Annotated in this window: 13 protein-coding genes; all 13 read right to left on the bottom strand. The window is 70.1% G+C overall.

Features of this window, described 5'->3' with window-relative positions; translation table 11 throughout:
* Window positions 1–29: 29 nt before the first annotated feature.
* Window positions 30–908, bottom strand: a complete 879-nt coding sequence (locus I3V78_RS06855) for a sugar ABC transporter permease (RefSeq protein WP_204485509.1) — start codon at window positions 906–908, stop codon at window positions 30–32.
* The gene (locus tag I3V78_RS06850) at window positions 908–2,950 is read right to left on the bottom strand and encodes a carbohydrate ABC transporter permease (protein ID WP_338023479.1); all 2,043 of its coding nucleotides are present in this window, start codon (window positions 2,948–2,950) and stop codon (window positions 908–910) included. Before I3V78_RS06850 ends, I3V78_RS06855 begins: the two co-directional genes overlap by 1 nt.
* A 10-nt stretch (window positions 2,951–2,960) precedes the next feature.
* Window positions 2,961–4,190, bottom strand: coding sequence for an extracellular solute-binding protein (locus tag I3V78_RS06845; RefSeq protein WP_204485508.1), 1,230 nt, complete (start codon window positions 4,188–4,190; stop codon window positions 2,961–2,963).
* 37 nt (window positions 4,191–4,227) lie between these two features.
* On the bottom strand, window positions 4,228–5,322 hold the full coding sequence (locus tag I3V78_RS06840; protein WP_204485507.1) for an ABC transporter ATP-binding protein: 1,095 nt from the start codon (window positions 5,320–5,322) through the stop codon (window positions 4,228–4,230).
* A gap of 68 nt (window positions 5,323–5,390) precedes the next feature.
* Complete coding sequence (locus tag I3V78_RS06835) at window positions 5,391–6,863, bottom strand: alpha-amylase family glycosyl hydrolase (protein ID WP_338023478.1); 1,473 nt, start codon at window positions 6,861–6,863, stop codon at window positions 5,391–5,393.
* A gap of 349 nt (window positions 6,864–7,212) precedes the next feature.
* Window positions 7,213–7,632, bottom strand: coding sequence for a hypothetical protein (locus I3V78_RS06830; RefSeq protein WP_204485505.1), 420 nt, complete (start codon window positions 7,630–7,632; stop codon window positions 7,213–7,215).
* A 111-nt stretch (window positions 7,633–7,743) separates the two neighbouring features.
* Window positions 7,744–8,340: a chemotaxis protein CheC gene (locus I3V78_RS06825; RefSeq protein ID WP_204485504.1), complete on the bottom strand. Its 597-nt coding sequence runs from the start codon at window positions 8,338–8,340 to the stop codon at window positions 7,744–7,746.
* Window positions 8,337–10,400, bottom strand: a complete 2,064-nt coding sequence (locus I3V78_RS06820) for a chemotaxis protein CheA (RefSeq protein WP_204485503.1) — start codon at window positions 10,398–10,400, stop codon at window positions 8,337–8,339. The genes I3V78_RS06825 and I3V78_RS06820 overlap by 4 nt, the downstream gene beginning before the upstream one ends.
* A 34-nt stretch (window positions 10,401–10,434) precedes the next feature.
* Window positions 10,435–10,803 (bottom strand): response regulator, encoded by a 369-nt coding sequence (locus I3V78_RS06815; protein ID WP_204485502.1) that lies wholly within the window; start codon window positions 10,801–10,803, stop codon window positions 10,435–10,437.
* A 72-nt stretch (window positions 10,804–10,875) separates the two neighbouring features.
* Window positions 10,876–11,301, bottom strand: coding sequence for a chemotaxis protein CheW (locus I3V78_RS06810; protein ID WP_204485501.1), 426 nt, complete (start codon window positions 11,299–11,301; stop codon window positions 10,876–10,878).
* Between the two features lie 51 nt (window positions 11,302–11,352).
* A complete protein-coding gene (locus I3V78_RS06805; RefSeq protein ID WP_204485500.1) occupies window positions 11,353–12,714 on the bottom strand; it encodes a methyl-accepting chemotaxis protein in 1,362 nt (453 codons plus the stop codon).
* 67 nt (window positions 12,715–12,781) lie between these two features.
* Window positions 12,782–13,747 (bottom strand): thiamine-phosphate kinase, encoded by a 966-nt coding sequence (gene thiL / locus I3V78_RS06800; RefSeq protein ID WP_204485499.1) that lies wholly within the window; start codon window positions 13,745–13,747, stop codon window positions 12,782–12,784.
* Window positions 13,744–14,715 carry a D-alanine--D-alanine ligase family protein gene (locus I3V78_RS06795; RefSeq protein ID WP_204485498.1) on the bottom strand — a complete coding sequence of 324 codons (972 nt, stop codon included), beginning with the start codon at window positions 14,713–14,715 and terminating at the stop codon, window positions 13,744–13,746. Before I3V78_RS06795 ends, thiL begins: the two co-directional genes overlap by 4 nt.
* Window positions 14,716–14,825: the final 110 nt, after the last annotated feature.

The following is a 14,825-nucleotide window of genomic DNA, read 5'->3' as shown; positions in this document are numbered from 1 at the left end:
TAAGACACTTCGGGGACGGGGCCGGACGGCTAGCCCTTGACGCTGCCGGCGGTGAGGCCGGAGACGAGATATTTCTGCAGGAACAGGAAGAGGATGACGACGGGGATGGAGACGATGATCGCGCCGGCGGAGAAGAAGCCCCACTGCTGCGAGTAGCCACCCACGAAGAAGCGCAGGCCCACGGGCGCGGTGTACATCGCCTCCTGGTCCATGAACGTGGCGGCGAGGATGAACTCGTTCCACGACGTCATGAAGGAGAAGAGCGCCGTCACCGCCACCGCCGGCTTGGCCAGGGGCATGATGATGGTCCAGAAGATCTTCCCCACCGTGGCGCCCTCGATGAGCGCCGCCTCCTCCAGGTCCCGGGGGATGGTGTCGAAGTAGCCCTTGAGCATCCACACGCTGAAGGGAATGGACGTGGTGGCGTAGACGATCATCAGGCCCAGGCGCGAGTTGCCCAGCCCCAGCACCTGCACGAGGATGATGTAGAGCGGGATGAGCATCAGCGTGCCCGGGAACATCTGGGACACGAGGAAGGCCATCATGCCCGCGCGCTGGCCCTTGAACTTGAAGCGGCTGAACGCATAGGCCGCCGTGCAGGCGAGGAACACGCCCACCACCGTGGTGCCCAGCGCGATGACGGCGCTGTTGAACAGCCAGTGACCGAAGGGCTGCTCGGTCATCACCGCGGTGAAGTTGGACAGGGACCACGTCTCCGGCCACGGAATCACCGCGCGCACCCGATCGGCGAACGTGGGGTCCTCCGGCAGCGTGGTGATGGCCAGGCTCTGCTTGCCCGAGAACGCGATGGAGACCACCCACAAGAGCGGGTAGAGCGCGAACAGGGTGAAGAACACCAGGAAGAGGTGCAGCGGCCAGTGGGGGAAGCCTTCGCGACGCGAGAACATCAGGCGGCCTCCGTGGCGCGCGAGACCCGGTTCTGGACCATGCTGTAGAGCAAGAGGATGCCGAAGATGACGGTGGAGTACGCCGCCGCGTAGCCGTAGCGGTAGCGCTGGAAGGCGTAGCGGTACGCCTGGGTGATGAGGATCTCCGTCGAGTTGCTCGGCTCACCCTCCGTCACCAGGAAGATGACGTTGAACTGGTTGAAGGTCCACACCACCGACAGGATGATGGCCGGCACCAGCGCGGGCTTGAGCGACGGCAGGGTGATGGCCTTGAACTGCTGCCAGCGTGAGGCGCCGTCCACGCGCGCCGCCTCGTAGAGCTCCAGCGGGATGGACTGCAGCGCGCCGAGCGACACCACCATCATGAACGGGAAGCTCAACCAGCCGTTGGTGGTGAGCACCGTGATGAAGGCGGTGAAGGGCGTGTCGTACCAGGACAGGCCCTGGCCGCCGAACATGCGGATGATGTGGTTGACCACGCCGAACTGCTGGTGGAACAGGCCCTTCCAGATGAGCGCGGTGATGTAGTTGGGCATGGCCCACGGCAGGATGAGCAGCACCCGGTACACCGGCCGCATCGCCAGCTTGTCCACGTTGAGGATGAGCGCGAGGACCAGGCCCAGCGTCACGCCGAGCGCCACGTTGGTGACCGTCCACACCACCGTGAAGAAGAGCGTGTAATAGAAGTTGAGGTAGTTGAAGACGAGCGAGCCGTCCTGCGCCCGCCGGGCGATGTTGAAGTCGCCCAGGATCTCCACGTAGTTGCGCACGCCCACCCAGAGATTCGAGAGCGGCTGGCCCACGTTGTAGAGCGTGGAGTCGGTGAACGACAGCGCGATGCCGTAGAAGAACGGGAAGAAGACGAGCACCAGCATGCCCACCATCGCCGGCGCGATGTAGACGTAGGCGGTGCTGTTCTCGCGGATGGTGGCCACCGTGCGGTGCACGCCCCCGAGTCCGATGAAGAGCAGCAGCGCGAGCGACACCGCGCCCAGCGCGCCCATGGCCTGACCCACGCCCGAGCGCAGCTCCAACAGACGCGAGGACACCACCGCGTCGTTCACCTGGCCCTCGGGCGTCACCAGGCCCAGCGGACGGCGGTAGGCGTCCGAGTCCCAGTCCCCGGGCCGCAGCGCGGGCTCGGTGGCGAGCTGGTGCTCGGCCATCACCGCCCGCGCCCGCTCGGCCATGGTGCGCAGCCGCTCCGCCACGAGCGATTGCGTGCCGCGCACCTCGGCGCCCAGCGTGCCCAGCGAGTAGGAGGCATAGCCCCCCAGGCCCACGAGCAGCGCCACCACCGACACGGCGACGAGCACGCCCTGGCGGCGCACCGCGAAGGCCGCCCCGGCGCACACCGCCAGCGGCAGGAGCCACCAGAGCAGGAGCGAGCCGAGCGAGGGCGCCAGCGGCGCGGCGAGCGGCGCCGTGGCCATCTCCACCATGCCCACCACCGCGCCCTCCACCTCCACGGGCGCGCTCAACAGACGTCCGCCCGCGGGCAGCGCCTCGGCCTCCACCTCCAGCTTGCGCGCCGAGCCCTCCTCGCGGTTGGTGTCCACCGAGGCGCGCAGCCGCTGGCCCCGGTCATAGAGGGGCTTCTCCTCGCGCGACAGGCGGCGCGGCGCGGCGCGCTCCCCCACGTCCTCGGGGAAGGTGGACGCCTCCAGCTTGATGCCCGAGAAGGCGATGACGCGCGCGGCGCTGCCCTCGGGCATCTGCGCCTTCCACGAGCCCACCACGGCGCGCACCGCATCCCCCGTGCCCCCGGCGCGCTGGACCACGTCCTCCAGCGCGCGCAGGGACACGAAGGTCAGCCGGTCCGAGCGCTCCACGGACACGCTCTCCAGGGCGCTGGCGAGCAGCCCCTGGGCGAGCAGCAACGACACCCCCAGCGCGAGGGCGAGTCCCACGAGGACCCGGCCACGGTACAGCGGGCGCTTCTCCGTGGGTGGCGGAGGAAGGGCCGACATCCCAGTGTCGGTGAGCAGGGCGGCCGGGTTGCCGGGTTCACCGCTCGGGGGCTGGGGGACGACGTTGCTCACGCGGTGCCTCTCACTTCTTGCGCAGGTTGGCCACGTCCTTGACGACGCCCTTCTGCGCGGCGTCCAAGGCGGCCTTGGGAGGAGCGGTCTTCTTGAGGATGGAGCTCATGGCCGTGGTGGCGTGGCTCCACACCATCGACATCTCGGGGATGTTGGGCATGGGCACGGCCACCTCCACCTGCTCGCGGAACGCCTTGAGCTGCGCGTCCCCGGACAGCTTCGCGTCCGCGTACACGCCCTGGTTGGCGGGGCTCTGGCGGCCCTCCAGCGCGAGCACCTTGGCCGCGGCGTCCGAGGTGAGGAACTTGGCCAGCTCGAAGGAGGCGTCCTTGTTGCTCGACTTGGAGGACACGTACACGCCCTCCACCGTCATCCACGGACGCATGGGCTTGCCGCCCGCCTCGTCCAGCTTGGGCAGCGGCGCCAGGCCGTAGTCCACGCCCTTGGCGATCTCCCCGAGGAACCACGGGCCGGAGAACACCATGCCCGCCTTGCCCTCGTTGAACAGCGAGCTGATGAGCGCGCTGGTGGGCTCGGCTGGGAGGATGCCGTCCTTGTCCATCCACTTGAGCACCTGCTCGGCGGCCTTCACGTTCTCCGGCGAGTTCATGGTGGGCGCGGCGCCCGGGCCGAACACCCCGCCGCCAAAGCCGTTCATCACCGCCGCGTGGTAGTAGAAGTCCCCGTAGGCGTAGGCCAGACCGAAGCGGCCCGCCTTCTTGTCGGTGAGCTTCTTGGACATCGCCACCATCTCGCCGCTCGTCTTGGGCGGCGTGGGCACGAGCTTCTTGTTGTAGATGAGCGTGATGACCTTGTAGTTGAGCGGCAGGCCGTAGGACGTGCCCCGGTAGGTCATCGCCTCCATCGTGGTGGGGATGAAGCGCTTGCGCAGCGCATCGTCCAGGTAGAAGTCGATGGGCTCGATGTTGCCCGCCTCGATCCAGCCACCCAGCCGGTCCTGCGCGAAGATGAAGACGTCCGGGCCCTTGCCGCGCGGCACCGTGGCGGAGATCTTGTCCGGGTAGGCGTCATACGGCACCGCGAGCGTCGTGACCTTGATGCCCTGGGCGGCGTTGGCCGTGTTGAACTGGTTGACCAGCTTCTCGAGCGCCGCCTTCTCCTCGGCGCGGTAGCCGTGCCACAGGACGATCTCCTTGGGCTCGGCGGCGGAGGCGCGCGTGGACAGCAGGCCGAGCACACACAGGCACGCGGCCGCCAACATCCATCGGGGGGTCTTCATGTCGGGGATCCTGGGGTTGGAATCAAACGAAGGGGGCTCAGGCGGACAGCCGCAGCTCGGTCTCGGCGTCGAAGAGGTGCAGCGCCTCGAGCTCCACCTGCACCTGGAGCTTCGCGCCCGACTCGGGCGAGTGCTGGGGCGGCAACCGGAAGACGAGTGAGTTGTCGGCCAGGCGCGAGTGCACGATGACCTCGTTGCCCAGCGGCTCCACCAGGTCCACGGCCACCTCGATGGGCGCCGACTCGCCGCGCGCCGTCACCGTGGGGGCCACGATGTTGTCCGGGCGGATGCCGACCTTGAGCTTCTTGCCGCCCTTGCCCGCCGTCACCGGGCGCAGGCTCTGGGGCACGGGCAGCCGGAAGCCGTCCCCCTCGAGCACCTCGCCGTTGGCCGACAGCGTGGCCGAGGTGAAGCTCATGGGCGGCGAGCCGATGAACTGCGCCACGAAGACGTTGGCCGGCCGCTCGTAGACCTCCAGCGGCGTGCCGAGCTGCTGCAGCTTGCCTTCCTTCATCACCGCGATGCGGTGGCCCATCGTCATGGCCTCGATCTGGTCGTGCGTGACGTAGACCGAGGTGACGCCCAGGCGCTGCTGGAGCTTCTTGATCTCCGAGCGCATCTGCACGCGCAGCTTGGCGTCCAGGTTGGACAGGGGCTCGTCGAAGAGGAACACGGCGGGCTTGCGCACGATGGCGCGGCCGAGCGCCACGCGCTGGCGCTGACCGCCCGACAGCTGCTTGGGCTTGCGGTCCAAGAGGTGGGTGATGCCGAGGATCTCCGCCGCCTCGTTCACCAGCCGGTCCATCTCCGGCCGGGGCGTCTTCCTGATCTTCAGGCCGAACTCGAGGTTCTCCCGGATCGACATGTGCGGATAGAGGGCATAGTTCTGGAAGACCATGGCCACGTCCCGCTCCTTGGGCGGGAGCTGGTTCACCACCCGGTCGCCAATGGACAGGCTGCCGCCGGTGATCTCCTCCAGGCCGGCGATCATCCGCAACGCCGTGGACTTGCCGCAGCCCGAGGGGCCCACGAGCACCATGAACTCATGGTCCTTGATGTCGAGGTTCAACCCCTCGATGACGGACACATCGCCGTACCGCTTGGCCACATTCTTGAAAACCACACCGGACATTCAGGCTCTCCCTCCGTGGGCGTGACGCGGGGTGCCCACAGGCCTGCTGGTGGAAGACTGCGAGGACTTCATCGGGCTCGTCCCAGGATGCGCACGGACAGCGGCTCGACGGTGACGTCCAGGGTGGGAGCCGCCTTCACTCCTCCCCCTTCGAGCAGGTCTTCCGCGGCCGCGCCGCCCCAGGCCTCGGGCCAGGGGACCGAGACAGCGCCCTTCTTATCACCGCGATTCACGGCCACAACCACGGCGTCACTGGACTCGGGGTCATGGCGGAGGAAGACGTAGACGTCGCCCTCGGTGGACAGCGCCTTGTGCGTGCCCCGCGACAGCGCGGGGTGCGCGCGGCGCACGGCCACGAGCTTCTGGTAGAACTGGCGCAGGGACTCGTCGCGCGGCACGCCCGCCCCGGGCTTCACGGCCCGCTCGCCCCAGGGCATGTCGCTGCGATTGGCCGGCCAGTCGCCGCCCGCGCGGCCCACTTCCTCGCCGTAGTAGATGACGGGGATGCCGGAGGTGGTGAGCTGCAGCGCCGCCGCGAGCCGGAAGCGCGGCTTGTCTCCCTGGAGCTGGAAGAGCGCGCCGGGCACGTCGTGCGACGACAGGAAGTGCGACAGCAGGTGGCCCGGGCGGACCTTGTGGCGCGAGCGCAGGTAGGCGTCGAAGGCCACCGTGCGGCCCCGGCCCTGCACCCACCCGAGCGCGCTGCCCTGGAAGCCGAAGTCGAAGCCCGCGTCCAGCTCGTCCGTGGAGAACCACGGTTCGAGCGACTCGCGGTCCCCGCCCCACACCTCGCCGAGCAGGTAGAAGTCCGGGCCCAGCTCGGCGCGGGTGCGGCGCCGGTGCTCCTGCCAGAAGGCGTGGTCCACGTGCTTGACCGTGTCCAGGCGGAAGCCATCCAGGCCCAGGCGCTTGCCCCAGGCCAGCTGCGCGTCGAGCAGGTATTGGGCCACCTCGGGCCGCTCGGTCTTGAAGTCCGGCAGGCCCGAGACACAGGCCGTCACGTCGTCCTGGCCGCAGGTGCCCGTCTCCTCCGTGCGCAGCCAGTCCCGGGTCTGGGGGTCCTGCTGGTAGCGCGACAGGTAGCCCGCGTGGTTGTAGACCACGTCCAGCAGCACGCGGATGCCCCGCGCGTGGCAGTCATCCACGAGCGCCTTGAGCTCCGCCTCCGAGCCGAAGTGCGGATCCAGCGCGTGGAAGTCATCCGCCCAGTAGCCGTGGTAGCCCCAGTCCGGAAAGCCCGCGCCCGTGACGAAGCCCTCGATCTGCTTGACCACCGGGGTGATCCACAGCGCCGTCACGCCGAGGGACGACAGCTCGTCGAGCTGCTCGCGCAGGCCCTTGAAGTCACCGCCGTGGAACGTGCCCGCGGCCTTCGTGTCCACGTTCAGGTTGTTGGTGGGGTCGCCATCCGCGAAGCGGTCCACCACGACGAAGTAGAGCACCTCGTCCGCCCAGGGGCGGGGGGCCACGGCGGGAGCGGACGGAACGGACTCCACCACGGGAGGGGCGACGGCCGCCTGCGCCTGAACCTCGGAGGTCACATTCTCCGCCGAGGGCCGCGCATGCGCGCAGCCCAGCAACGTCAGCGGGAAGAGCAGCAACGAGGTCGCGACGGGAAGACGACTGTTCGCGCGTTTGCCCAGGGGGCGACAAGGCGACGAATCAACCATTGCGCGGGACTTTTCCACACCCGCTGCGGAAAGTCATTCGTTCGGACCTGGGATGTCACGATTCAACGCCGAATCCCACAGGTCTTATATTGGTCTTCACCGCGAGCACGCCGCGTCGGGACATCCAGTTGGAATCCGGCCCGCCGACCCTCGGAAGTCATGACACGGCGCGCCATGATCCGGGGTCCGCCGGCGGGTGGTTTCCATGAAACCTGATACGTCAGGGAATGGGCGCGCCGGAGCGCGTGGGGAGCTGCACGGGGGCGCTCTCGCCATCGGTGCTCAGGATGTGGATTTCGCGCGCGATCTGCTCGCGGTTGTTGAAGTCGTACGAAGCGCGCACCGTGGAGCCTGGCGCGAGGAACTCGCGGCTCACCTGCTTGCCATCCTGGAAGTAGCGCGTGTTGTTGCCGATGCGCAGGTAGCGCCGCTCGCCCAGGTCATCCTGCATGACGAGGACGTTGTCGTAGTCCTTGTCCACGGTGCCGCGCACGAGCAGGCCCCGCTCGAGCGAACTGGGGTTCTGCGCGGGCTGATCCCGCACCACGGGCGTGTCGCGCAGGGCCACCGCGCCTCCCGTCTGACAGCCCGCGAGCAGCACCGCGCCCAGGACCGCGCCTCCGAAGATGAGCTTCGCCATGAGTGCCTCCCCTGGGACGCGACCGTCACGCCCCTCGGCCTATCAAGCTGGGAACGAGGCGAGGGGGTGGCAACCAGCGGCGAGGCCAGGCGGCCGCCTGGCTGCTCGTCTTCAGACGCCCAGGTGGGCGAGCAGGGCGCTGGTGCTCTTGGCGTCGAGCAGCAGCAGCACCTGGCCGGACACGGCGGGCGTGCCCACCGAGTCGAAGCGCGTCTCCAGGGCCACCACGCGGCCATCGCCCTGGGTCTCGAACACGGCGTCCGCGATGAGCGGGCCGGCGTCACCGCGCTGCAGCGTCGGCACGGTGGGCAGGAGGCGCCAGCCGGTCAGCATCCCGATGGCCGACAGACACGCGCTGGCCACGATGTTGGCCGTCTCCGCCAGGGCGCTCTCGCGCTCCTCGGCGGGCGCGTCCGTGCGGCGCAGCAGCAGGGCCTCCAGCGCCGCGCTGTCCGGCGTGGGCAGCACGAGCAGGAGCAGGCCCCGCAGGGGTCCCAGGATGCCCAGGGACGCGACCACCACGGAGGTCTCGGTCCCGCCGAGCAGCTCCGCCACGCCCGTGGCGTCCGCCAGGAGGGCCCGCGGCACGGACAGGTTCACGGTGCGGCCACCCACCATCTTCGCGAGCGCGCTGATGGCGTGCCCGCAGCCGATGTTGGCCACCTCTCGCAGGGCGTCGAGTTGAATGTCGCTCGGATGAGGGCTCACGCGGATAGCAACCTTGGCACGTCCAGGATGAAGACCGGGCGGCCACTTCCCAGGATGGTCACCCCAGAAAGCCCCGGTAGCAAGTCTAGAGGCCGAGAGAGTGGTTTGAGCACCGCTTCCTCCTGCCCCACCAGGCGGTCCACGGCGAGCGCGACCCGGCCCGTGTCCGCTTCCATCACCACGAAGGGCCGCACCCCCGTGCGCGGCGGCGCCGCCACGCCGAGCAGCTCGTCCAGCGCGTACACCGGCAGCAGGCCCTGGCCATGGGGCAAGAGCGGCACCTGGCGGGTGCGGTCGAGCCGCTCGCCATCCGCCTCCGTGGCGCCCACGACCTTGGCGATGGGCAGGCCGAACACCTCCTCGCCCACGGCCACCAGGAGCAGCTGCACCACCGCCACCGTCAGGGGCAGCTTGAGGACGAAGCGCGAGCCGCGGCCCAGCTCGCTCTCGATCTCCAGCGTGCCGCCCACGTTCTCCACCACGCGCTTGACCGCGTCCATGCCCACGCCCCGGCCGGAGATCTCCGAGATGTCCTTGGCGGTGGAGACACCGGGCAGACACGAGAGCATGAAGGCCTCGCGGTCCGTCATCCGCGCCGCCGCCTCCTGGGAGATGGCGCCCCGCTCGACCGCCGCCGCCTTGAGCCGGGCCGCGTTCATGCCGCGCCCGTCGTCCTCCATCTCCAGCACCACGCGGTCGCGCACGCGGCGCACCGACACCTGCAGCTTGCCCCGGGGCGGCTTGCCCGCGGCCACGCGCTCCTCGGCGGGCTCCAGGCCATGGTCGATGCAGTTGCGCAACAGGTGCAGCAGGGGGTCGGCCAGCTCGTCGAGGATGGCCCGATCCAGCTCGATCTCCGCGCCGGTGATGACCAGGTCCACCTCGCGCTCCTTGCGCCGGGCGATGTCGCGCGCCGCGCGGGGCAGCCGGTCGGTGATGAGCGACAAGGGCGTCATGCGCGCGCTCATCACCTTGTCGTGCAGGTCCTTGACCAGCGTGTGCAGCCGGTAGACGCCCTCCTCGATGGGCGGGCGCGAGCCCTCCGGCAGCACCTTGCCCAGCTCGCGCAGGCGCGCGGTGGCGAGCAGGAGCTCTCCCACGGTGTCCAGGAAGTGGTCGAGCAGCTCCGTGCGCACGCGCACCGTGCGCGAGCCATCCGCGCCCGTGGCGACCGAGCGCGCGGCCTCGCCCTGCGCCAGCGCCGGGGACGACGTGGGCGCGGGCGTCGGCGGGGGCGGCGCCACCGGCGTCAGGGACACCAGCTCCACCTCGGCCACGTTGCGCAGCGCCTTGCGGATGCCCTCCTCGACCTCGGCCGACTCCAGCTCCAGTTGGATGGAGCCCCCGGGGATACGGCCGGCCTTGAGGTCGTCCAGGCCCGGCCGCAGGTCATGCAGCGACCCCAGGCCGACGAGCCGCTTGTGCATCAGGAAGGCGCGCACCCCGGGCGTCTGGCAGCTCGTCGCGATGCGCAGGTGCACGCTCCAGCGCGCCGCGCGCTTGGGCTCCGCGGGCGCGGACGGCTGCGCCTTCACCGCCTGGGCCACGGCGGTGCTCAACTGGGCGGTGGCGGTGCTCGCGGCGACCCGCTCGGGCGGAGCGGGGGCGGCGGGCGGGGGCGCGGGCGACTCGGACGCCATGCGGGGCAACACCCGCGTGGCGGTGGGTGCCTGGCCGGTGAGGCGGCTGACCTTCTCGGCGAGCTGTCCGAGCAGCGCCGAGGCGTCCTCGGGCGGCTTGTTGTCCGCCACGCAGCGCACCTGGGCCATCATCACGTCCGTGGCCGACAGGAGCAGGTCCACCAGCGTGCGCTCCAGGCGGCTGGGATCCTGGCGGATGGCGTCCACCAGGTCCTCCACCCGGTGGGCGAGCACCGCGATGGACTCGAAGCCCATGGACGAGGCCATGCCCTTGACGGAGTGGGCGTGGCGGAACATGGAATCCACCACGGCGGGAGCGCCCTCGCGCTCGAGTTGCACGAGGTCCCGACCCAGTCCTTCCAGATGCTCGCTCGCCTCGGACAGGAACAGGCCGAGGTAGCGGGACATGTCCATGCTCATGCCCGGCCTCCGCCGCGCGTGCTGGAGCGGACCCTCAGCTCTCGCCCAGCACCTTCTTGACGACCGCCAGCACGTCCTCGGCGCGGAACGGCTTGACGATGAAGTCCGAGGCACCCGCCTCGATGGCCTCCATCACCAGGCTCTCCTGACCCAACGCCGAGCACATGATGACCACCGCGCCCGAGTCCGCCTTGATGATCTCGCGCGTGGCCTCGATGCCGCTCTTGAACGGCATGACGATGTCCATCGTCGTGAGATCCGGCTTCAACTCCTTGAACTTCTCCACCGCCTCCAGCCCGTTGGCCGCCTCTCCGACGACCTCGAAGCCACCGGACGCGAAGATGTCCTTGATCATGTTGCGCATGAAGATGGCATCGTCGACGACCAGCACCCGCTTAGCCATGTGAAGCTCCGCCTCCGCAGAAGGCCCCGAAAGGGCCGCGGACACTACCACCCGCACATTTCGGACAGCTACTCACTTCTGAGCCGCGGTGAAGAGTCCAACCACCGCGGAATCCACTCCCTCTGGATCCAACACCGTGACCGCCAGGCCCTTGAGCCGCGCCACCCCTCGAACCGCTGGAATCGCCTTGCCAGGCGCCACGCCCACCCGCTCCACCGCCTCGATCCCCTCCACATCCGTCACCAGCAACCCCAGGTCCCGCCGTCCCCGCTCCAGCAACAGCACCCGCCCGTTGGGCGTGGGCCCCTCGGGCAGCCCCAGCAGCTGCCGCAACTCCACCACCGTCACCACCCGGCCCCTGAGGTTCATCACCCCCGTGACCGGCGCGGGCGCGCGCGGCACCCGGGTGAAGCGCTCCGGGGGCACGACCACTTCCTTCACCGCCGTCAGCGGCAGCCCGTAGCGCTCCTTCTCCACCCGGAAGATGACGTGGCGCACGTTCCACTTTCTATCAGCAAGTGCAGCCGCATGGAAAATCCCTGACGGGCCTCATGCATTGAGCCGGAAGCTGCGCACCACGCTCTGCAACTCGATGGAGAGGTTGGTGAGCTCGCTGGCCAGCGACGTCATGCGCACCATGGCGTCCGTCTGCTCCTGGATGACGGACTGGATGGCCTCGGTGGAGGTGGCGTTGTTGCGCGCCACGCTGGAGATCTCCTCGGTGGCCTTCACCATCTCCTCGCTGCCCTTGAGCTGCTCGCGGGCGCTGTCGGAGATGAGGTGGACCTTCTCGGCCACCTGGCGCACGGTGCCGGTGATGGCGCCCATGGAGCGCACGATGCCGGTGAGATCCTCGCGGCCCTCGGCCAGCTCCTCGATGCCCACCTTCATGGCGCTCACCACCGCCGTGGACTGACCGGAGATGTCGCGCGCCAGGCGGGAGATCTGCTCGGCGGAGCGACCCGCGCTCTCGGCCAGCTTGCGCACCTCGTCGGCCACCACCGCGAAGCCCCGGCCATACTCGCCCGCGCGCGCCGCCTCGATGGTGGCGTTGAGCGCGAGCAGGTTGGTCTGCTGGGCCACCTGGGTGATGGCGTCGACGATCTTGGAGATCTCCTGCGTCTTCTCGCCGAAGGCGAACACCTGCTGGCTCGCCGCCTCGATGCGATTGAAGACCTTCTTGACCTTCTCGCCCGCGAGCAGGGCCGCCTTGCTGCCGTTCTCCGCCGCGCTGCTGGTCTCGGCGGCGGTGCGGGCCGCGTCCTCGGCGCTCGCCGCGGTGCGCTGGATGCTGCCGGCCATCTCGGTGATGACCTTGGACGTCTTGCCGACCAGCTGCGACTGGGTCTCGGCGCCCTGGGCGATCTTGTCCATGGACAAGCCCACCTCTTCGTTCGTCGCGTTGACGTTCTCCGCCGAGCCCTGCAGGTCGCGCGCGGTGTCCGCCACGCTGGTGGCCGTGTCCTGGATCTTGCCCACCAGCGCGCGCAGGTTCTCCTGCATCTTGCGGATGGCCATGGCCAGCTCGTCGATCTCGTCGCGGCGCCAGGCGCGCGGCGGCTCGACCACCATGGGCGTGGACAGGTCACCCTGGGAGATCTCGAAGGCCGAGCGCGACAGGGGCCGCAGGCGCATCACGCGCGGCAGGTAGCGCGGCAGCGTGAGCGACAAGGACAGCGTGATGACCGCCGCCACGAACACCCGCCACCAGTACGACAGCAGCGGCTCGGTGGCGAACAGCGCGACCGTCAACAGGCCCCCGAGAATCAGGTAGCCCACGAAGATCTTCGACTGCAGGGACACTTCATGCCCCCCCGAGCCCGATTGATCCACGGAACGGAGCAGCCGCTGCGCGGTATCGCGGCGAGGGAGGAGGCCGGGAGAGGGATCGTCGCGAAGAGGGCGGCGCACGGGCGGGCTTTGGGAGGAAGACGGCAACTGCGACACCCCGAGGGTTTAGCCCTCCCGTCCGCACCGGTCAATCCGCCCCCCGTCTTCCGCGCCGGAAGTGGTCGAAACCGGCGGGCAGGCGCGGCGCCCGGCCCCGGCCCGTCCGGATGCGCCCCATCGCGTCGGGTGTCAGCCGCCCCACCCGCGTGACGGCCTCCTCGGCCCTCAGGCAGGCCCGCTCGAAGACCGAGGTCCGCTCGGGGGGGACGGCCATCAGCAGCTCGTAGTCCTCCCCGCCCGCCAGGGCCCCCTCGGGCCCCAGGGCGGCCCGTACGGCCGGGGTGAGCGGCAGGGCCTCGAGGTCCAGCTCCGCGCCCACCCGGGAGGCCGCGCACAGGTGGCCCAGGTCCTGGGCCAGCCCATCCGACAGGTCCAGCGCCGCGGACGCATAGCGGGACGCCAGCCGGCCCAGGGCCACGCGGGGCTCGGGGCGCTTCTGGCGGAGGATGGCCGGGGCCCGCCGCCGCCCGGCCTGGAGGAGCGACAGGCCCAGTCGGGCGTCGCCCAGCGTGCCCGACACGTAGAGCACGTCCCCGGGCCTGCCCCCCGCGCGGGTGAGGGGCGCGGTGCCCCGGGGCAGCTCCCCGGCCGCGGTGATGGTGATGGACACCTCGCGCGCGGAGGTGAAGTTGCCGCCCACCAGGGCGATGCCGTGGGTGCGCGCCAGCGCGCTCATGCCCCGCGCGATGCCCCCGAGCGCCGGGCGCGGATAGTCCCGGGGCAGCGCCAGCGCGCAGACGAACCAACGGGGCCGCGCGCCCATGGAGGCCAGGTCCGACAGGTTCACCGCCAGGGCCTTGTGGCCGATGTCCTCGGGGGAGAACCAGGCGCGCGTGAAGTGCACGTCCTCCACCACCGCGTCGGTGGTGATGCACTGCGCGCCCCGCGACGGCGCGAGCACCGCGCAGTCATCCCCGGGCCCCACCGGCACCCGGGGCCGGGGAAAGTGGGACAGGAAGAAGTCGATGAGGGAGAACTCGCCCGCGCGCTTCATCGGCGTCCCGCGGCCCGCCGCGCGCCGTCGATGATGCCCGTGAGGAAGGCGTGGTGTCCGTCGGGCTCGAGCGACAGGATGAAGTCCGCGCTGCCAAAGGACTCCGGCGGGTAGAACACGCCCGGGTTGGCGTTGCAGTCCAGCATGAAGAGCTCGCCCCGCGCGTTCATCCGCACGTCACAGCGGCAGTAGCCCCGGGCCCCCGTCACCTGGAAGGTGCGCTCGCCCAGCTCCGTGAGCCGGGCCACCAGCTCCGCGTCCGTCACGGGCACCGTGTCCATGCCCTGGAAGCCCGTCCACTTGAGCTCGAAGTGCTTGAACGCCTCGTTCGCGGGGAAGCGGACCTCCACCGGGGTGTGGACCCGGGGGCGCGCCTGGCCGGGGGGCGGCTCGCTCACGAGCAGGGTGAACTCCCGCCCCTCGATGAACTCCTCGATGAGCGCGCCGCCGAAGCGCGCGACCGTCCGCCCCACCCGCTCGCCCAGCGCCTCGCGCGTGTCGACCCGCGAGTCCTTCTCGATGCCCACGCTCGCGTACCCCGACAGCGGCTTGACGAAGAGCGGCAAGCGCAGCCGCCCGGCCGCGTGCTCGGCCCCGGCCACGTCCGACACGAACGCATGCCCCGGCGAGGGCACGCCCCCCGCGTCATACGCCTGTTTGAAGGCCTCGCGGCTCATCGCGTAGAACCGGGCGTCCGCGCCGGTGAAGGCCAGGCCCCGGCGCACCAGGTGTTCGATCACCTCCACCCCGGCGAGGTCCTCCTCCGGCGCGCCGTCACACAGGTTCACGAAGACGTCGACGCCCTGCTCCGCCAGCCGGTCGATGGTCGCCTCGGCGTTGGCGCGCGTGAGCAGGGCCCGGCTCCAGGTGTGCTCGGGCATCCAGCGCGCGGGGTCCGGGTACGGATCGATGTCCTTGTAGGGCGAGGTGGAGTCCTCGTAAGAGGAGATCAACGTACACAGGCGCATGAGCCCTCCGGCTGGGGCCCGGGGCGGGTGTCTCGGAGGAGACATCGCCCGGGGCGCGGGGCACTTCCCGGCGAGGATGCCACGGCCCCCTGGGCATGGGGGTGAACTGC

Origin of the sequence: Archangium primigenium (assembly GCF_016904885.1) — a bacterium.
GTDB classification, from domain to species: domain Bacteria; phylum Myxococcota; class Myxococcia; order Myxococcales; family Myxococcaceae; genus Cystobacter; species Cystobacter primigenius.
This window is presented reverse-complemented; position numbering and strand designations above follow the sequence as displayed.